The following is a 19397-nucleotide window of genomic DNA, read 5'->3' on the forward strand; positions in this document are numbered from 1 at the left end:
CCGCCATGAGCCATCGGGAAAAACAACTGACTTTCGACCCACGCGGGCATCAGTTAACCAATATCAACGTCTGGACGCCGGATAGCCAATGGCTGGCTTATGACGTGCGCCCGCGCGGCGCCTCTTTCACCGGCCTTAGCATCGAGCGGGTCAACGTCACCAGCGGCGCGGTGGAGGTGGTTTATCGCGCCCAGCACGGTGCCCACGTCGGTGTGGTTACGGTCAGCCCCGATGCGCCGGCACGTTACGTCTTCATCCACGGCCCGGAACATCCGGACAGCGCCTGGCAGTATGATTTTCACCACCGCCGCGGGGTGATCGTCAGCGAACCGGATCGCGAGTTGGCCATTACCCTCGACGCGCTGGATATCACGGCGCCCTACACGCCCGGTGCGCTGCGCGGCGGCAGCCATGTGCACGTTTTCAGCCCGGACGGCAGCCGCCTCAGCTTTACCTACAACGATCACGTGATGCATGAATGCGATCCGGCGCGCGATCTGCGCAACGTCGGCGTGGCTGTGCCGCTGCACGGGGTCAATCCGCCGAAACAGCATCCCCGTGAATATGACGGCAGCCACTATTGCGTGCTGGTTAGCGAGACCGTGCCGCAGCCGCAGCCGGGCAGCGATCAGATCAATCGCGCCTACGAAGAGGGCTGGATTGGCCGCGAAGGCTACCGTAAGGCCGACGGCAGTCGGCAGCGTTGGGCGCTGGCGTTCATCGGCGATACGCTGTCCGCCGCCGGCGAGAAACTGCCGGAGGTGTTTATCGTCGATCTGCCGGAGAACGACGCCGACTACGCCAGGGCCGGCACGGTGCCGCTGCAGGGGACGGAAAGCGAGCTGCCGGCGCCGCCGCTTGGCGTCAGGCAGCGGCGGGTGACCTTTACCGATGAACGCCGTTTTCCGGGCGTGGTCGGTGCGCCGCGCCATTGGCTGCGCAGCTCGCCGGACGGCAGCCAGATAGCTTTTCTGATGAAGGATGACGGCGGCGTGGTGCAACTGTGGACGGTGTCGCCGAACGGCGGTGAGCCGCGCCAGGTCAGCCGCGGCGAGCATGACATCCAGTCGGCGTTCAGCTGGCACCCGCAGGGCGGGACGATAGCCCTGGTGTGTGACAACAGCGTGATGCTGTGTGAGGTCGCCAGCGGCCGCCTGCAGCGTTTAACGCAGCGCAGCCTGCAGCCGCCGTCGGGGGATGCCGTGGTGTTTTCGCCGGATGGCAAGAAAGTGGCATTTATGCGCGAGATTGCCGGATTCAACCAGATCTTTGTGGTTGAGGCGTAAGGCGGGCCTGATGGCCCGCTGCGTGCGTGATTAGTGTGTGGCGGTGCTGTTGTTGCCCTCGCCGGGGTTGCCGGTTGCCGCCAGATTCTGTTGCTCGCTGCGCAGGATGCGCGCTTTTGGCGAGTCTGCGGTGGCGTCATTGCCTGAACGCAGATAGTCGTAAGGCAGCAGCACGGTATCCATCACTGCGGAGAACGGCAGATCCAGCGCCACCAGCGGCATCATCGCCCAGCTGGTGTTGTCGTCCTTCAGCATGTCCACGCTGGCGCGGGTGCCGGGATAGTAACCCTGATTCGGGCCGGTATGGCTCATCACGCTGGAGCAACCGCTGGTCGCCAACAACATGCAGCCCGTCGCTATCGCTTTCATCGTCGTCATTAATCCATCCTGCAGGGTTGCTGTGCCCCTAAATTAAGCTGATTTATAACATCCTGTTGCTGCTTTAAAAGAAGCAAAATCCCGCTCTGTGGCGGCTCTCTCACTTTAGTGTAAGTGGTAAAAAAACTTTCACCTAACCGAAAAGCGCTTTTTTTGATCCTCGCCCGTTGAATTGATGAAATCAACCCCCATTTTATCATCAGAGCCGGATTGAGAATTTGCCGTAAGGGAATTCTGGCTTAATTAGCCTGTCCAGAATGGAAGGCGTATTTATTTCAACCTCGCTGAAGTGCCTTAGGAGGCTGTTTTATGCGTAATTTCGATCTTTCTCCACTATACCGTTCCGCCATTGGTTTCGATCGCCTGTTCAACGCGCTGGAGGCCGGCCAGAGCCAGGGCAACGGCGGTTATCCCCCTTATAATGTCGAGCTGGTGGACGAAAATCATTATCGCATCGCCATTGCGGTAGCCGGGTTTGCCGAGCAGGAGCTGGAGATCACCACGCAAGATAATCTGCTGATCGTGCGCGGTGCGCACAATAACGAACCGGCAGAAAAAACCTATTTATATCAGGGCATCGCTGAGCGTAATTTCGAGCGTAAATTCCAGCTGGCCGAACATATTCAAATTAAAGGCGCCAAACTGGAAAACGGCCTGCTGTATATCGATATGCAGCGCATCGTGCCGGAAACATTAAAACCGCGCCGTATCGAAATTAAATAATTCCCTTTTCGCCGGCAGGAACGCTGTCGGCAAATATGCAGTAACAATCCGCCTGCCGTCAGGGGGCTGAATAAACACATCTCGCTTAATGAAAGGAGTTGTTCCTATGCGTAATTACGATCTATCCCCGCTTCTGCGTCAATGGATTGGTTTTGATAAATTGGCCAGTTCAATGGGCGGCCAGGAACCCCAGGGGTTCCCGCCGTATAACATCGAGAAAAGCGATGACAATCACTACCGTATTTCTCTGGCGCTGGCCGGTTTCCGGCAGAGCGAACTGAATATCGAAGTGGAAGGGCCGCGGCTGACCGTCAGCGGTAAACCCACGCCGCCGGAAAAACAGGTCGAGTACCTGCATCAGGGGCTGGTGTGCAAAGAGTTCCAGTTGACCTTTACCCTGGCGGAACATCTGCAGGTGTCCGAGGCCAAATTTGAAAATGGCCTGCTGCACATCGATCTGGTGCGTCAGGTGCCGGAAGCCTTACAGCCGCAGCGCATCGCCATCGGTGCGACGCCGGAGCTGGAAGCCAAATAACCGACTGAAAAACGGTCATCATCATGCGGGGGAGATCCAGACGGATCTCCCCCGTTGCGTTATGTGGCGCACGCCACAGTCCCCCCGACAGTCCGATGTCATAATCCTTATTAATTGTGTGTCTTTGGCCGCAAATTCCCTCTTCAATTTTGGCAAGGATGTGACCTATGAGCGATATCGCCCTGACCGTCAGCATGTTGGCGCTGGCGGCCGTCATTGGGCTGTGGATGGGGAACTGGAAGCTGTACGGCGTCGGGCTGGGCATCGGCGGCGTGCTGTTCGGCGGTATTCTGGTCGGCCACTTTGCCCAGAGCGGGCAAATCAGCCTGAATGGTGACATGCTGCACTTTATCCAGGAGTTTGGCCTGATCCTGTTCGTTTACACCATCGGCATCCAGGTCGGTCCCGGTTTCTTCTCTTCGCTGCGCGTCTCTGGTCTGCGCCTCAACGCCTTCGCGGTGCTGCTGGTACTGACCGGCGGCGTCGTGGCGGCGGCGGTGCACAAGCTGTTCGACGTGCCGCTGCCGATCATCCTCGGCGTGTTCTCCGGCGCGGTCACCAACACCCCGGCGCTGGGCGCCGGTCAACAAATCCTGACCGATCTCGGTTCCGATCCGGCGTTGGTGGACGGCATGGGGATGGGCTACGCCATGGCCTACCCGTTCGGCATTTGCGGCATCTTGCTGGTGATGTGGCTGATCCGATTGGTTTTCCGCATCAACATCGAGCGCGAGGCGCAGGCGTTTGAAAACAGCCTGGGCAATCAGCGTGAGCTGCTGCACACCATCAACGTGGCGGTGCGCAATCCCAACCTGCAGGGCATGGCGATTAAGCAGGTGCCGTTGCTCAACGGTGAAGCGATCGTCTGTTCGCGCCTCAAGCGCGGAGAGCTGCTGATGGTGCCGGCGCCACACGAGCGGCTGGAACTTGGTGACTACCTGCATCTGGTGGGCAAGCGTGAAGATCTGGAGAACGCCCGGCTGGTGATAGGCGAAGAGGTGGACGCCTCGCTGTCGACGCGCGGCACCGCGCTGCAGGTGGTGAGGGCGGTGGTGACCAACGAGCAGGTGCTGGGCAAGAAAATCCGCGATCTGAACCTGAAGCAGAAGTATGACGTGGTAATTTCACGCCTCAACCGCGCCGGCGTCGAGCTGGTGGCCGGCAGCAACGTGACGCTGCAGTTTGGCGACATTCTCAACCTGGTCGGCCGGCCGGAGGCCATCGACGCGGTGACGGCAATCGTCGGCAACGCCCAACAAAAACTGCAGCAGGTGCAGATGCTGCCGGTCTTTATCGGCATCGGCCTCGGTGTGCTACTGGGCTCCATTCCGCTGTTTGTGCCCGGCTTCCCGGCGGCATTGCGGCTGGGGCTGGCCGGCGGGCCGTTGGTGGCGGCGCTGATCCTGGGGCGCATCGGCAGTATCGGCAAGCTGTATTGGTTTATGCCGCCGAGCGCCAACCTGGCGCTGCGCGAACTGGGCATCGTGCTGTTTCTGGCGGTGGTCGGTTTAAAATCGGGCGGCAATTTTATCGATACGTTGCTGCACGGCGAGGGGCTGACATGGATTGGTTATGGCGCGTTAATCACCGCCATTCCGCTGCTGAGCGTCGGTATTCTGGCACGCACGGTGGGCAAGATGAACTACCTGACGCTGTCCGGCATGCTGGCGGGATCGATGACCGATCCGCCGGCGCTGGCCTTCGCCAACGGTCTGCATCCCACCAGCGGCGCTGCCGCGCTGTCTTACGCCACCGTGTATCCGTTGGCGATGTTCCTGCGCATCATGTCGCCGCAGCTGCTGGCGGTGCTGTTCTGGACGTTGTAGTGCGGATCGTCTACAGCCGATAAGGCATCAACACGCCATTGTCAGTGCCGAAATCTTTGGGGTTGCGGGAGATGAGCATCCGGAATCCCACCTGCGCTGTGGCCCAGATAATGGCGTCTGGCAGTTTCACATGCTGTGAGTGGCGCAGTTCTACGGCGCGTTCAGCGACTTCATCGGTAATAGGCAGCAGCAGAAATTGCCCTAAAAACTGACGTGTTTTCAGCTCCAGTGCCGGACCCTGTTTTTTAGCACCTACCATCACTTCCATCCAGGTGATGGCGCTGATGGCCGGATTGATGTGATACTCGACCAGAACGTCCCTGGCTTGAGGAATGCCGTTGAGATAATCGATCAGGATATTGGTGTCGAATAACGCCCGTTGAGCCACCATTATTCCCACTCCTCGCGCTGACGATTTTCGTACTCCACGCCATCTCCCATCGCCCCGGACCAGAGCCCGAAAGCGTTGCTGGGATCTTCCACGTGGTTCTCCGTCAGATAGCGGGAGACTGCTTGACGAATGATCTCGGCCCGCGGAACGTGGCGGATATTTTTCAGATTATCGAGCTGCCGCAGGTCTTCTTCAGGTAAATCGATCACGATGCGAGTCATCGTTGGCCCTCCAAAAAAAGATATACGATATATGCATCGTATATCTTTGTCGGTCAATTTTCAATCAGTCGGCGTTAGCCTTTCTGATGTGCGCGCTCGATCTCTTCCGCCAGGATCGCCACGCCGCGCTCGATTTTCTCCGGATCGGGCACGTAGTTCATGCGCATGCACTGGTGGGTGTGCGGCCATTCATGCTCCAGCCCTGGGAAGAAGTAGTGGCCCGGCACCATCAGCACGCCGCGCTTTTTCAGGCGCTGATACAGCACTTCGGTGGTGATCGGCAGATCCTTGAACCACAGCCAGAGGAAGATAGCCCCTTCCGGTTTGTGGATCAGGCAGCGCTCCGGCGACAGGTAGCGGCGAATAATCTCGATGGTGTGCTCGACGCGCTGTTTGTAGAACGGGCGAATGACCTCGTTCGACAGGCGCAGCAGATCGCCGCGCGCGATCATTTCCGTCGCCATCGCCGGCCCCATGCTGCCTGGCGACAGGCTGATGATGCCGTTCATGTTGGTTAGCGCGGTGATCACCTTCTCGTCGGCGATCACGATGCCGCAGCGCGAGCCCGGCAGGCCGAGCTTGGACAGGCTCATGCACAGGATGGTGTTCGGGTTCCACAGCGGCGTGGCGTCGCTGAAGATGATGCCGGGGAACGGCACGCCGTAGGCGTTGTCGATCACCAGCGGAATATCACGCTGCTGCGCCAGCAGGTCGAGCTTCATCAGCTCTTCGTCGGTGATCACGTTGCCGGTCGGGTTGGTCGGCCGTGAAACGCAGATCATGCCGATGTCATCGCCGATGGTGAGATGTTCGAAATCGACGTGATACTTGAACTGGCCGTCCGGCAGCAGCTCGATGTTCGGTTTGGCGGAGACGAACAGCCCTTCGTCCAGCCCGGCGTCGGCATAGCCGATATATTCCGGCGCCAATGGGAACAGCACGCGGCGGCGCGAACCGTCGGCGTAGCGGCCGGCGAACAGGTTGAACAAGTAGAAAAACGCGCTTTGGCTGCCGTTAGTCAGTGCAATATTCTGTGGCGAAATCTCCCAGCCGAGCTCGTCGCGCAGCAGATTGGCCAGCGCTTTCAGCAGCGCGTCTTTGCCTTGCGGGCCGTCGTAGTTGCACAGCGCCTCGGTCAGTTTGCCCTGGTCGAGCATCTCCTGGCACAGCTGTTTGAAGTAGGCTTCCATCTCTGGGATCTGCGCCGGATTGCCGCCGCCGAGCATGATGGCACCGGGGGTGCGCAGGCCTTCGTTCAGGTCGTCCATCAAACGGGTAATGCCCGCATAACGGGTAAATTTTTCGCCGAAAAGTGAGAAAGTCATAGGTGCAGCAGTACTGTTTCTTAGCAGGTAATCACCCACCATACCGCCAGACAAATCCCGCTGCAATGCGGCCGACAAATCGGCCAATGGGCAAAAACTTCGCTCATTGGCCGATTAGCAGCATATTGCGCTGGATTATTGTGACCGTTCGCCGGCCCATACCACCATCACCTTATCGTCGCCGAGCCGACGGCTGAAGGCATAGTAGGCGGCATGCGGCTGCGGGGTTTGCACGCCGCCGCCGATCGCCGGATGGCGAGCGCGGAACTGCCCTAACCGTTGCCAGTGGGCCAGCAGCGGGGCTTTTTCTCCCTGCAGCTCACGCCAGTTCATGTCGGAGCGGGTACCCTGCAGCGGATCGGAACCGGTTGGGCCGAGCGGGCGGCCGCTTTCATCGCCGTAGTAAATCTGCACCGCGCCCGGCGCCAGCAACAGCAGGTTCGCCGCCCGCTGTTGGCGAGGCAGCGAGCCTTTGGCGTCGCTGGCGAAGAACAGCCGGGTGTCGTGTGAAGAGAGATAGCTCAGCACGTTGAAATCCTGCAGCCGCTCGGCCATCTGCCGGTAGGTGGCATCGATGTCAGCAAAGCAGCCCAGCGCCTGCGACGCCTGGTCCTGGAAATCGAAGTTGATCATCGCGTCGAAGCCGTTTTGGTAATAGTCGCTTTTCATCACCCCGTGGCCCCAGGCCTCGCCAGTCATCCAAAACGGCGCATCATCCAACGCCTGCTGCGGATGCTCCGCTTTCCATGCCGCCAATGCCGCCGTGGCGCGCTGTTTCAACAGCGCCAGCGTCGGTTTTTCCACGTGCTTGGCGGTATCGACGCGAAAACCGTCGATGCCGTAATCGCGCACCCACTGGCTGAGCCAGACGGTCAGGTAATCGCGGGTGGTGGCGCCGGGCATGTCGCGCGCGGCGGTGTCGGGTTTGTGGCGATAGAACAGCGGCAGGCCGCTGGCGCCGGGCGCTTCGGTTTTGATATCCGGCAGGAAGGCCAGTGACATCGTCAGATCGTCATAGCCCGGCGCGTCATAGTCGCCGATGTCGGTGCGGATCCAATTTTTCCCCCACCATGGGCGCCAGCCCGCCTTGTCGCTGAAGTTGATGTAGTCGTTGAAGCTGTGCCAGTTTTGCCCTGGCCCGGGGCGCCAGTCGCTCCAGTTTTTCCCCAGGGTTTTCTCCACCTCTGCGCCTTGCAGATACAGCGAGCCGAAGTGGAACGTCTGCATATCCGCCAGCGTGGCGTAGCCGACGTGGTTCACCACCACGTCGAACAGAATGCGAATGCCGCGGCGATGCGCCTGCTCGACCAGCGTGCGCAGCTCCTGTTCGGTGCCCATGTTGGCGTCGAGGCGAGTCCAGTCCAGCGCGTAATAGCCGTGATAGGCGTAATGCGGGAAATCACCTTGGGTGCCGCCGCCGACCCAGCCGTGGATCTGCTCCAGCGGCGAGCTGATCCACAAGGTGTTGACGCCGAGCTGCTGCAGATAATCCAGCTTCTGCGTCAGGCCGGCCAGATCGCCGCCGTGAAAGGTGCCTATTTCCTGCAGGCCGTCGCTGCGGCGCCCGTAGCTGTGGTCATTGGCCGGATTGCCGTTCTCAAAGCGATCGGTCAGCACGAAGTAGACCGTGGCGTTATGCCAGCTGAACGCCGCCGGTTTCGCCGTGGCGGCGGATTCCAGCAGCAACAGGCCGCCGCTGGCGGGGGCGGGCTGCAGCGTGATTTTTCCCTGGCTCACCTGCGCCGTTTGGCCGGAATAGAAATCGCGCAGCGTTTCGCCTTCGGTGAAGGTGGAGGTGACGTCGACCGTGACCGGCTTACCGTCCCAGCGCGGGCAGCTGCGGACGGCAACGGCGGCGCTTTCCGGCGCGCTGCTCAGGCTGAGCTGCAGCGTCGGCGTGCCGCTGCGCGTATCGACGCGCACCTGATAGTCGCCGGCGCGGAACTGCCGCCAGCTGACCGGCGGGTTGGCGTCGCACGGGTGCAGCGACAGCGTCTGGTTAAGTTTTACCGCCTCCGCCGGTTGCCAGCAGCGGTTATCCTGATACAGGCGCAGCGGCAGCTGGCCTTTGGGCAGCGTGGCCTGGCTGGTGAACAGCCCGGCGGCCGTTTCGTCGAAGGCCGGGAAACCCGGCAGTGTCCAGCTGGCCAGCGCCGAAGGCGACAGCAGCATCAATAAGGGCAGGGGTAATAGTTTCATGGCTCTCCTTACGCGCGGCAGGAAGCGTTTTTCTCGCAGGGTAGCGCCCAGTGTGGCAAACGACGGAAAAATGGCCTCCTCCCTGCGAGGGTTTTTCGAGGAGGAGAGGAAGGGCGGAGCGTTTTCGGATTGATTCGGCTTGGCTTTGTGCGCGCGCTGCGGCAGATTAAACGGTGAACATCAAAGGAGGTTAGCGATGACGGACAAAAACTGGCGAGAAGAGATCGTTCAGGCAATTCAGGATGCCGAATTGCAGCACTTCGCCGAAGAACATCAGCTGCAGGCGCTGTTCGCGCCGCAGCAGGAAGAGCAACACGGCCGGTTATCCTCAGACCACCGGCCGCGCTGAGTTATTTCCGCAACAGCTGCGGGTTGACGCAGTTTTCTTTCACCGTGCCGGTCAACGCGGCGATCAAATTATCCACCGCGCAGGCGGCCATGCCGTAGCGCGTTTCATGGGTGGCGGAGCCGATGTGCGGCAACGCCACCACGTTCGGCATGCTGAGCAGCGGCGAGTTGGCCGGCAGCGGCTCTTTCTCGAACACATCCAACCCGGCGGCGTGGATCACGCCGTTTTGCAGCGCTTCGATCAGCGCCTGCTCATCCACTACCGGCCCGCGGCCGGCGTTGATCAGAATGCCGCTTTTCTTCATTTTCGCCAGCTGTTCGCGGCCGATCATGTGGAAGGTTTGTTCGGTCAGCGGCAGCGTGATGCAAACGAAATCCGACTCGGCCAGCAGGGTATCCAGATCGCAGCGACGGGCGTTGAAGCGTTGCTCCGCCTCTTCGTGCGTGCGGCGGGCGTTGTAGAGCACCGGCATGCCGAAGCCGAAGTGCGCGCGCTGCGCCAGCGCCAGGCCGATGCGGCCCATGCCGAGGATGCCGATGGTTTTGTGGTGCACGTCGACGCCGAACCAGTCCGGCCCGATGCTGCCGCGCCATTCGCCGGCCTTCACCCGCTCCGCCACTTCCACCACCCGGCGCGCGGTCGCCAGCACCAGGCTCATGATGGTGTCGGCGACGGTTTCGGTCAACACCGTCGGGGTGTGCATCAACAGCACGTTATGGGCGTTGAGCGCCTCGACGTCGAAGTTGTCGTAGCCGACGGAAACGGTCGAGGCCGCGCGCAGTTTGGGCGCCTGCTGCAGGAAGGCTTCGTCAATTTTACCGCCGGAACCGATGATCCCTTCGGCCTGCTGCAACGCCTGGCGCAGTTCGTCGCGGTTCTCCGGCTGCAGGCCGTTGAAGGCGTGCACGGTGAAGTGCTGTTCCAGACGTTCAAGCAGATCGGCGGGCAGGCTTTTGTACAATACGATAGAAGGCTTCATCACGAACTCCAGCTGGGCCAAAGGGGGCATGGTGCCCCCCCGGTTGGGTTAACAGATAAAAAGTATAACTGGATCAAGCCAATTGCGGCTGGATCTCGTTGCGGGCGGGCTTGACGATCAGCGTCAGCACCACCGCCACCACCAGTGCGATGGCCATGAACATGTAGGAAGCCGCCGGGCTGCCGGTGGCGCCATTCAGATAGCCGACGAACCACGAACCGAAGAACGAACCCAGCGCGCCCATGCTGTTGATCAGCGCCATGGCGCCCCCGGCAACGTTTTTCGGCAGCATTTCCGGAATGATGGCGAAGAACGGCCCGTAGGGGGCGTACATCGCGGCGCCGGCGACCACCAGCAGGCCGTAGGAGATCCAGAAGTGGTTGGCGCCGACGGCGTAAGAACCGAAGAACGCCAGCGCGCCGATCAGCAGCAGCGGCCAGACGAACAGCTTGCGGTTTTGCATTTTGTCCGACGCCCAGGAGACCACGATCATGGCGATGGTTGCCGCCAGGTAAGGCACCGCCGACAGCCAGCCGGCTTCCACCATGCCCATCTGCATGCCGCTGCGCAGGATGGAAGGCAGCCACAGCACGAAGCCGTACACGCCGATGCTCCAGGCGAAGTACTGCACGCACAGCAGGATCACGTTGCGTGAGCGGAAGGCTTCGCCGTAGTTGCGCACGGCCTTGATGCCTTTTTGCTCTTCGTCCAGCTGCTGCTGCAGCGCCTGTTTCTCATCGGCGCTCAGCCAGCCGGCCTGCGCCGGTTTGTCTTTCGCCAGCACCCACCAGCAGAACGCCCAGATAACCGCCGGAATGCCCTCGATGATGAACATTTCACGCCAGCCGAAGGCGTGGATCAGGTAACCGGACACCACCGACATCCACAGCACCGTCACCGGGTTGCCGAGGATCAGGAAAGTATTGGCGCGTGACCGCTCCGATTTGGTGAACCAGTTGCTGATGTAGATCAGCATCGCCGGCATCACCGCCGCTTCCACCACACCCAGGATAAAGCGGATGGCGGCCAGCATCGGGATATTGCTGACCACGCCGGTCAACGAGGCGCAGCCGCCCCACAGGATCAGGCACCAGAAGATCAGTTTTTTGACGCTGCGACGTTCGGCGTAGATAGCGCCGGGAATTTGGAAGAAGAAATAACCGAGGAAAAACAGCGCGCCCAGCAGCGAGGCCATGCCTTTGGTGATGCCGAGATCTTCATTGATACCGGCGGCAGAGGCGAAGCTGAAGTTGGCGCGATCGAGATAGGCCAGGCTGTAGGTGATAAACACGATGGGCATGATGTACCACCAGCGTTTGGCCGCGACAGTCGCTTTGTTCATGTTCAGTATCCTTCAGTGGTGTTGCATCCCCTTCGCCCGGCACGCTGGGCGTGAAAGACGAAGGGGCAGATGCTCTCCCGACGCGTCCCGGTTGTAGGGCCAGAGGCTGACGTCATGCGGAGAAGTCGTTTTTTTTATTGTTATTCGGCCAGCGCCGCACGGGTCGGCAGGCCTTCGCTGTCGCCGATGGCCTGGATCGCCAGCGAGCCGATTTTGTTGCCGCGCTGCACCGCCTGTATTAGCGTTTTGCCTTCCAGCAGGGCGCTGAGGGTGCCGACGGCAAAGCCGTCACCGGCGCCGACGGTATCCACTACGTTGTCGACCTTGACCGCGGCCACTGCCGCTTTATCGCCGGCGGCGGTTTTAAACCAGGCGCCGTCCGGGCCGGTTTTGATGATCACCGCCTGCACGCCGCGCTCCAGATAGAAATCGGCGATGCCTTCCGGCGTCGACTGGCCGGTGAGGATCTGTCCCTCTTTCAACCCCGGCAGAACCCAGTCGGCGGCGAACGCCAGCTGGTTCAGCTGCTCGATCATCACCTCGCGGCTGGGCCACAGCACCGGGCGCAGATTGGGATCGAACGAAATGGTTTTACCCATGGCACGCATCTCGCGCGCCGCATGGTGGCACAGCGCCAGCGACTCGCTGGACAGCGCCGCCGCCACGCCGCTCAGGTGCAGGTGGCGCGCGGAACCGAAATACTCGCGGTTGAAATCGGCAATCGACAGCTGGCTGGCCGCCGAGCCCTTGCGGAAATACTCCACACTGGGATCGGTACCATCGGTGGTTTTGGATTTCACCTGAAAACCGGTGGGGTAGTGGCCGTCGACCGTCACCTGCCGGTAATTGATGCCTTCTTTTTTCAACTGCTGCAGGGTGAAGCGCCCGAACGAATCGTTGCCGACGCGGCTGACCCAGCCGACGTTCATACCCAGACGCGCCAGGCCGATCGCCACGTTCAGTTCGGCGCCGGCGATGCGTTTGGTGAAGGTTTCCACCTCCGCCAGATCGCCGGTTTGTGCCGCCACGAACATCGCCATGGCTTCACCCAGCGTGACCACATCCAGGGGCGCCTGCTGCGCCGTCGTTGCCGTTAACGTTGTCATCATGGGGTTACTCCGCACGCAAGATATTGACGTAATGGCGGGTGACGGCTTCCAGGTCATCGCCCTGCAACGGGAATTCGATACCGCGCGGCGCATCGTGCGGCAGACGGGCCAACAGGTCGCGCCAGCTGCCGTCGGTCTCGTCCAGCGCGATGGCGCGCCAGCCGCGCGGGCCTTGGGTGGCGGCTTTGACGTGCACGTAACCGACGTGGCGGGCCAGGCGTTCGGCGGCGGCGAAGGCGTCTTGCCCCACCCACAGCCAGTTGGCCATATCGAAGGTCATGCTGACCGGCAGGTGGCTATCTTCCGCGGCGTGGAAAAAGGCGTTCAGCATCGACAAAATGCCGCAGTCCGGCGTTTGGTCGTTCTCGACCACCAGCTTGACCGGGTGTTGCTCCAGCGCCACTTTCAACTCGGTAAAATCAAAGCCGGGGCGGAAATGGCCGAGGGAGAGCTTCAGCTGGCGCGCGTTCAGCGCCTGCGCTTCCGCCAGCAGCGCCGACAGGTTGGGGTTCAGCGTATGTTGCGGTGTGAACAGCGCCTCAGGGGCGGAATAGACGGCGAACAGCTGCTGGCGATCGATCTCTTGCGCCAGCGCCGGCAGGCTGTCCAGTTCACCGGCGGTGAACAGTTCGCGGCGGATCTCCACTCCGTCGGCGCCCGCGCCGGCGATGATGGGCAACAGCGCGCGCTGGCCGCCGTGTTGTTTGACGGTATCGGTGCCGTAGGCGCCGGTGACCACGATGATTTCTGTTTTCATTTTGACTCCTGAGGCGGCATTGTCGCCGCCGCTGCTGTTACCGGTACGTTAAATGGAACCGGTTCCAGCGAAAAGCGACAGAGTGTAAAAATATGATCGCAATCACGAAGCTGAGCAAAAAACAGCCGACTCAGATAGAGGCGGGGCGGTCAACGGCCCCGGAGAAGGTGGATTAGCGGGTGGTGGAGCCGCGGACGATCAGCTCGCCGGAGAACATCTGCTCGCCGCTGGGGGTGGCCAGGCCCTGAATGCGCTGCACCAGCCGCTCCAGCGCCGCGTGTCCCATTTGGTAGGTGGGTTGTTTCAGCGTGGTGATGCCGACGCCCGCCAGTTCCGCCCACTCCAGCTCGTCGAAGCCCAGCAGGCCGATGTCGTTGCCCCACTGGATGCCGAGCCGGCGCATGGCGCGCGCCACCTGCAGCGTCAGGGCGCCGTTGGCGGAGATCACCGCCTTGCGCATGCCGCGATGACGGCCGCTGAAATCGCTCAGCACCTGCTCCAGCTTCTGCCGATCGTTGAGCGGCGTTTCGGCCTGCTCCGCCAACAGCGCGGGGTGCTGCGCCATGGTATGTCTGAAAGCGTGCAGGCGTTCGAGACGGGTATTGACCGTACCGAGCGGCTCGCTGAGGAACAGGATCGCTTCGAAACCTTGTTGCAGCAGGTGTTCGGTGGCGACGGTGGCGGCTTCGCGGTTGTTCAGACCCACCACGTCGCAGGCGAAGTCGGGGATTTTTCGATCGATCAGCACCATCGGCAGCATCGACTGTTGCAGCGTGGATAATGCTTCCTCGCGCATGCCGACCGCGTTGACCACGATGCCTTCTACCCGGTAACTGCTGAGCAGCTGCAGGTAGTGCTGTTCCTGATTGACTTCGTTGTTGGTGTTACACACCAGCAGGGTAAAACCGTGTTGACGGCAGGCGGCCTCGATGCCGCGCATCACGTCCACCGAATAGGGGTTGGTGATATCGGCGAGGATCAGGCCGATCAGGCGGGTCTGGCCGCCCTTCAGGCTGCGCGCCATCTGGCTTGGCCGGTAGTCGAGCTGCTGGATAGCCTGTTCGATGCGCTGTTTGAGATCGTCGGAAAGCAGGTGCTGTTCACCATTCAGATAGCGCGACACGCTGGTCTTGCCGGTTTTGGCGATGCTGGCCACATCGCTGATGGTGGCGCGTCCTGAGGTGCGCGTTGCCTTGCCTGTGCTCACAGCCGATCCCTCCTGCGGTTAATTGCCAAGGAGACTACCATACCCGATGTGCGAGCGGGAATATTGAAGGATAAGGAGAAAGTCGGGAGGAAGCGGCGGGGCACCGGTGGCGCCCCGCACGGGATTACTGCAGCGGGCTGAGGGTGATCTCGACGCGGCGGTTTTGCGCCTTGCCTTCCGCGGTGCTGTTGGAGGCGATCGGGTTGTCCGGGCCGGCACCGGTGGTGCGGATACGGTTCGCCGCCACGCCCTGGGTGATCAGCGCGCTGGCTACGCCGTCGGCGCGCTGCTGCGACAGGTTCATGTTGAGCGAGCGGGAGCCGGTGCTGTCGGTGTAGCCGACCACGTTGACCGCGGTTTTCGGATACTCTTTCAGCACCATGGCGACGCCGGTCAGGGTGTTGGCGCCCGCCGGTTTGAGCGTGGCGCTGCTGCTGTCGAAGGTCACATTATTCGGCATGTTCAGCACGATGTTGTCGCCCTGGCGGGTGACGCTGACGCCGGTACCTTTCATCTTGTCGCGCAGTTTGGCTTCCTGCACGTCCATGTAATAGCCTGCGCCGCCGCCGAGGGCTGCACCGGCCGCTGCGCCGATCAGCGCGCCCTTGCCGCGATCTTTCTTGGAAGAGGACAGCACGCCGACGCCGGCGCCCAGTGCGGCACCGAGGCCCGCGCCGATGCCGGATTTACCGACTTCGGATTCGCCGGTGTAAGGGTTGGTGGTACAGGCCGACAGCGTGAGCGCGACGCTCACTGCGCCGGCAATAATTGCAATGCGTTTTTTCATGTTCTTGTCCTTAATGGCATCAATTCTGTACGCGCCGGCCCAACACGGGGGCGCAAAAAGTAGGCGACGCAGGTGGGGCCCGCATCACCGCGCTACTATGACGCGTTGGCTCACCGGCAGTTCCGGAGAAAAACGTGACAAATGATGAGCGCGGGTAAGTGCTGGGGGAGTTATGCGATAAAACGCCGGGCGGCGCTATGCAGCGGATTCCTAATTGCGCGCCGCCAGGGCGCGAATGCGCCTTTTTTAACCGTAACCGGTTGAATTCTCGATTGCCGGCCAGCTCATGATCAGCGTATAGGCCTGGGTTTCGTCGTTAAACAGGCGTTGCGTCACCTGAAAACCGTGCTTGTGGTAGAACGCGCAGGCTCGCAGGTTCTGCTGATACACCTCCAGGCTGAGCCGGCGGTAGCGCTGCTGCACGTGTGTCATCAGCGCCTGGGCGACGCCGCGGCCGTGATACGCCCGATCGACGAACAGCGCGCCGATGAACTGCTCGTCCAGCACGCTGATAAAGCCGACGATCTCGTCGTTATGCCAGCAGGCCCAGCTTTGCGCGCGCGGCAGGTAGTTTTCCCGCACCAGTGCGGCGCTCTCATGCCAGTATTTTTCCGCCACGAACGGATGGGCGGCGATGGTGCTGGGCAGCCACAGCGCCATCAGCCGTTCGATATCCTCTGGGCCACAGGGGCGGATCACCGTGGCTTTGGGTAGCACATGCACCCCGTGAGATGATCGTTCACCAGCCCGCTGGCCTGCATGAAGGCGTAACAGATCGTGGAGCCGATAAACTTGAAGCCGCGCTTTTTCAACGCTTTGGACATGGCGTCGGACTGCTCGGTTTTAGCCGGCACCTGGCTCAGCGCCTGCCAGCGGTTGAGCTGCGGCCGGCCGCCGACGAAGTCCCAGATGAAGGTAACGAAATTCTCGCCGGACGCCTCCATCGCCAGATAGGCTTTGGCGTTGGTGATGATGGCTTCTATCTTGCCGCGGTGGCGGATGATGCCGCTGTCCTGCAGCAGGTTTTCCACGTCCTGCTCGGTCATGGCGGCGACCCGCTGCGGATCGAAACCATGGAAAGCACGCCGGTAATTCTCGCGCTTTTTCAGGACGGTGATCCAGGAAAGGCCGGCCTGCTGCCCCTCCAGGCACAGCATTTCAAACAGCTCGCGCGCGTCGGTGGTGGGCGCGCCCCATTCCTTGTCGTGATACTCGAGATACAACGGATCGGCCGTCACCCAACCGCAACGTTCGTCTGCCATCCTGACTGTCCTTATGCTGTGTTTATGAACAGTAATCATCGCTCGAAGCGCCGAACTTGGCAAGCCTCTGATTGTTTTGTCATCAGCCCGCTTGACGTGGTGAAAAAGCCGACAATAGTTACTACATGGCCGGTGGAAAACCGGCCAACGATAAAAACGACATTGCCTTCATTTGCAGGCTCTCAGGAGTCGATTCATGCCTCTAAAAATAACGTGCATGCCCCGCCCGGCGGCGCTTGCAGTGGCGTTGCTTTGCAGTATGACCCTTCCGGCTCAGGCGTACGATCAACTGTACGTCTTTGGCGATAGCCTGAGCGATACCGGCAACAACGGCCGGTTCACCTATGACGGCAGTCAGCACCTGCTGTACGACGAAGCGTTGGCGCAACGCATCGGCGCGGCGCTGGTGGCCTCGGACAACGGCGGTGAAAACTACGCCGCCGGCGGCGCCGTGGCGGTGCCGGGCCTGAACCCGGTCGACAACACCCAGGATCAGGTGCAGCGCTACCTGAATCGGGTTAACGGCCAGGCCGATGGCGACGGTTTGTATATTCACTGGATCGGCGGTAACGATTTGGCGGCGGCGGCGCTGAATGCCGCTACCGCGCCCGGCGTGGCCTATAACAGTGCCGCGGCCGCCGCCGCGCAGGTGCATTCGCTGCTGAACGCCGGTGCCGGCACGGTGATCGTGCCGACGGTGCCGAACATCGGCTCCACGCCGCAGCTGATGGAACTGATCATTCAGCAGGCGCTGCCGCCGGTACAGGGGGCGGCGATCCAGGCGGCCTATGCCACGCTTAATTCGGTGGCTACCCCGGACAACGCTTCGCGCACGCAGGCGATCCACGCGGCGTTGGCCGCCGCGGCGAAGCAGGGCAGTGCCATTCCTCAGGTGCAGCAGGCGATCGCCGCGCAGCTTATCGCGGCGTATGACAGCCTGAGCGCGCAGGCCGCTCAGCTGACCGATTTCTATAATCAAAGTGAAGACCGTCTGCTGGCGCAGGGGGGCGGCAATATCGTGCGGGTGGACGTCAACAAGCTGTTCGCCGAAGCGATCGCCAATCCGGCGCAGTTCGGCTTCGCCAACACGGCCGGCATGGCTTGCCCGGCGGGCGTTTCCTCGGCGGTTTGCCGTTCCGACATGCCCGGCTTCGACGCTGGCCAGTCCTATCTGTTCTCCGACCATTTCCACCCCAGCCCGCAGGCGCACCTGCTGATTACGGATTATATTCAGGCGGTGTTGGATGGCCCGGCGCAGGTGGTGGCGCTGAATCAGGCGACGGCGGCGATGGCGCGTGACAGCCGCGCCACGCTCGACAGCCGTTTCCAGCAGCTGCGCAACGGCGACAACCCGCAGGGCTCGCTGGGCGTGTTCGGCGGCTACGCCGGCCAGCACTACGACTATGCCGATAATCGGGCGGCGGGGGACGGCAACGCCACCACCCACAACCTGACCGTCGGCGTGGACTATCAACTGACCGACAGCTGGTTGATCGGTGCGTTGATCGCCGGTTCCAACGACGATCAGCATCCTTCCAGCCGTTTTGATTACAAGGCGCGTGGGCTGCTGCTGTCAGCCTTCAGTTCGCTGGCGCTGTTCGAGCACGGTTGGGTCAACGCCGATCTGCACTATGCGAGGATGGATTATGACGACATCCGCCGCAGCATGCGGCTGGGGCCGCTGACGCGTACCGAAACCGGGTCGACCACCGGCAAGCAGTGGGGCGCGCGCGTGACCGCCGGCTATGACTTCCCGATCGCCTCTTACCTGACCACCGGGCCGGTGGCGCAGTTCGCCTGGGACTACAGCCGCGTTTCCGGCTACAGCGAAGATGGCGATGACAGCACCGCCATGCGCTTCAACGATCAAACCTATCACTCGCAGATCGGCGCGTTGGGCTGGCGGCTGGATACGCAATTCGGCGTGTTTAACCCCTATGCGGAAGTGAGTTATCAGCATCAGTTCGGCGATGACGTCTACCGCGCCGGCGGCGGCCTGAAATCGACGCAAACCTCGTTTACCCGCGACAGTGCGGGCCAGGACAAAAACTGGGTGGATGTCACGCTGGGGGCCAACATGCCGTTGACGGACAGGGTATCGGCCTTCGCCACCGTTTCGCAAACCGGCGGGCTGAGCAGCGGCGAGCAGTTTATGTATAACGTCGGCGTCAGCGCACGTTTTTGAATTGGCCATCGGCGCGCTCAAGGGCGCAGGATAGTCATAAGGTCTGATAAGGGATTTATGAGGAAGGCGGCCTGGGGGGAATTATGCGGGCCGCAATGACGTTGGCGGAAATACAAAAAAAAACTGATCCTATGAAAGGATCAGGTAGCCACTTGGCCAACACCAGGGAAAATTTTATTTATTATTGTATAACCAAAGATTAACTGTCAATTTGTTTCTGTGGCCCGTTAGCGCCGTCTTTCATCCCTGGCCGTTCCTCCCATGCCCCGACCGTCGGCACGCCGCGTGATATCGCCTTATTGTTCACGATAATAAGAAATAATCTGGCACTTGATCACATTATCTCTCGATGAGGGGAGTTTTTTAGTTGATAAAATTAACAAAAATAACATTGTCGCAACTTTATCTCGTGGCAAATATAAAGATACACGCACGGAAATCAGCCTGAATTTGACCGGCGAGGGGAGAAATAGCGTTCAGCTAATTGACTATTTAAACGGCGATGAGTGATATTTTTGTTTAGATACTCTAATGTT

Annotated in this window: 19 protein-coding genes; 6 read left to right on the forward strand and 13 right to left on the reverse strand. The window is 60.9% G+C overall.

Annotation, left to right across the window (positions count from 1 at the left end; translation table 11 throughout):
* Positions 1-5 precede the first annotated feature (5 nt).
* Positions 6-1286 carry a DUF3748 domain-containing protein gene (locus WA302_RS21925; protein ID WP_336064735.1) on the forward strand — a complete coding sequence of 427 codons (1281 nt, stop codon included), beginning with the start codon at positions 6-8 and terminating at the stop codon, positions 1284-1286.
* Positions 1287-1316: 30 nt separating this feature from the next.
* On the opposite strand, the gene WA302_RS21930 is transcribed toward WA302_RS21925, so the two are convergent.
* The gene (locus WA302_RS21930) at positions 1317-1664 is read right to left on the reverse strand and encodes a YceK/YidQ family lipoprotein (RefSeq protein WP_336064736.1); all 348 of its coding nucleotides are present in this window, start codon (positions 1662-1664) and stop codon (positions 1317-1319) included.
* Between the two features lie 309 nt (positions 1665-1973).
* Here WA302_RS21930 and ibpA point away from each other — a divergent pair, with 309 nt between their 5' ends.
* From ibpA to WA302_RS21945, 3 genes are all read left to right on the forward strand, one after another.
* On the forward strand, positions 1974-2387 hold the full coding sequence (gene ibpA, locus WA302_RS21935) for a small heat shock chaperone IbpA (RefSeq protein WP_004933919.1): 414 nt from the start codon (positions 1974-1976) through the stop codon (positions 2385-2387).
* A gap of 106 nt (positions 2388-2493) precedes the next feature.
* Positions 2494-2922, forward strand: a complete 429-nt coding sequence (ibpB, locus tag WA302_RS21940; protein ID WP_004933922.1) for a small heat shock chaperone IbpB — start codon at positions 2494-2496, stop codon at positions 2920-2922.
* Positions 2923-3089: 167 nt separating this feature from the next.
* Entirely contained in the window at positions 3090-4748 is a 1659-nt protein-coding gene (locus WA302_RS21945) for a putative transporter (RefSeq protein ID WP_025304765.1), read from the forward strand.
* Positions 4749-4758: 10 nt separating this feature from the next.
* Here the strand turns inward: WA302_RS21945 and WA302_RS21950 are convergent, their stop codons facing one another.
* The 4 genes from WA302_RS21950 to WA302_RS21965 form a co-directional block, all read right to left on the reverse strand.
* On the reverse strand, positions 4759-5139 hold the full coding sequence (locus WA302_RS21950) for a type II toxin-antitoxin system VapC family toxin (RefSeq protein WP_025304766.1): 381 nt from the start codon (positions 5137-5139) through the stop codon (positions 4759-4761).
* Positions 5139-5360 carry a ribbon-helix-helix domain-containing protein gene (locus WA302_RS21955; protein WP_025304767.1) on the reverse strand — a complete coding sequence of 74 codons (222 nt, stop codon included), beginning with the start codon at positions 5358-5360 and terminating at the stop codon, positions 5139-5141. Before WA302_RS21955 ends, WA302_RS21950 begins: the two co-directional genes overlap by 1 nt.
* A 74-nt stretch (positions 5361-5434) precedes the next feature.
* Positions 5435-6685, reverse strand: coding sequence for a valine--pyruvate transaminase (locus tag WA302_RS21960; protein WP_049204660.1), 1251 nt, complete (start codon positions 6683-6685; stop codon positions 5435-5437).
* Between the two features lie 135 nt (positions 6686-6820).
* Complete coding sequence (locus WA302_RS21965) at positions 6821-8884, reverse strand: alpha-amylase (protein ID WP_167324695.1); 2064 nt, start codon at positions 8882-8884, stop codon at positions 6821-6823.
* A 196-nt stretch (positions 8885-9080) separates the two neighbouring features.
* On the opposite strand from WA302_RS21965, the gene WA302_RS21970 reads away from it, so the two are divergent.
* Positions 9081-9233 carry a hypothetical protein gene (locus tag WA302_RS21970; protein ID WP_162837931.1) on the forward strand — a complete coding sequence of 51 codons (153 nt, stop codon included), beginning with the start codon at positions 9081-9083 and terminating at the stop codon, positions 9231-9233.
* Between the two features lies 1 nt (position 9234).
* Here WA302_RS21970 and ghrB read toward each other — a convergent pair whose 3' ends face one another.
* The 8 genes from ghrB to WA302_RS22010 all read right to left on the reverse strand — a co-directional run bounded on the left by ghrB (position 9235) and on the right by WA302_RS22010 (position 16676).
* Positions 9235-10212 (reverse strand): glyoxylate/hydroxypyruvate reductase GhrB, encoded by a 978-nt coding sequence (gene ghrB, locus WA302_RS21975; RefSeq protein ID WP_049204664.1) that lies wholly within the window; start codon positions 10210-10212, stop codon positions 9235-9237.
* A gap of 73 nt (positions 10213-10285) precedes the next feature.
* Positions 10286-11554 carry an MFS transporter gene (locus WA302_RS21980; RefSeq protein WP_033639091.1) on the reverse strand — a complete coding sequence of 423 codons (1269 nt, stop codon included), beginning with the start codon at positions 11552-11554 and terminating at the stop codon, positions 10286-10288.
* Between the two features lie 140 nt (positions 11555-11694).
* On the reverse strand, positions 11695-12660 hold the full coding sequence (locus tag WA302_RS21985) for a sugar kinase (protein ID WP_261456769.1): 966 nt from the start codon (positions 12658-12660) through the stop codon (positions 11695-11697).
* A 7-nt stretch (positions 12661-12667) separates the two neighbouring features.
* Positions 12668-13420, reverse strand: coding sequence for a sugar phosphate isomerase/epimerase family protein (locus WA302_RS21990; protein WP_025304773.1), 753 nt, complete (start codon positions 13418-13420; stop codon positions 12668-12670).
* Between the two features lie 172 nt (positions 13421-13592).
* Complete coding sequence (locus tag WA302_RS21995) at positions 13593-14627, reverse strand: LacI family DNA-binding transcriptional regulator (protein WP_025304774.1); 1035 nt, start codon at positions 14625-14627, stop codon at positions 13593-13595.
* Positions 14628-14751: 124 nt separating this feature from the next.
* Positions 14752-15414: an OmpA family lipoprotein gene (locus tag WA302_RS22000; protein WP_016929583.1), complete on the reverse strand. Its 663-nt coding sequence runs from the start codon at positions 15412-15414 to the stop codon at positions 14752-14754.
* A 246-nt stretch (positions 15415-15660) separates the two neighbouring features.
* On the reverse strand, positions 15661-16113 hold the full coding sequence (locus WA302_RS22005; protein ID WP_025304775.1) for an N-acetyltransferase: 453 nt from the start codon (positions 16111-16113) through the stop codon (positions 15661-15663).
* Positions 16110-16676 carry a DNA-3-methyladenine glycosylase I gene (locus WA302_RS22010; protein ID WP_025304776.1) on the reverse strand — a complete coding sequence of 189 codons (567 nt, stop codon included), beginning with the start codon at positions 16674-16676 and terminating at the stop codon, positions 16110-16112. Before WA302_RS22010 ends, WA302_RS22005 begins: the two co-directional genes overlap by 4 nt.
* A 196-nt stretch (positions 16677-16872) precedes the next feature.
* On the opposite strand from WA302_RS22010, the gene WA302_RS22015 reads away from it, so the two are divergent.
* On the forward strand, positions 16873-18861 hold the full coding sequence (locus WA302_RS22015) for an autotransporter outer membrane beta-barrel domain-containing protein (protein WP_099816908.1): 1989 nt from the start codon (positions 16873-16875) through the stop codon (positions 18859-18861).
* Positions 18862-19397 lie beyond the last annotated feature (536 nt).

Origin of the sequence: Serratia sp. 201 (assembly GCF_037027545.1) — a bacterium.
Taxonomy (GTDB): domain Bacteria; phylum Pseudomonadota; class Gammaproteobacteria; order Enterobacterales; family Enterobacteriaceae; genus Serratia; species Serratia bockelmannii.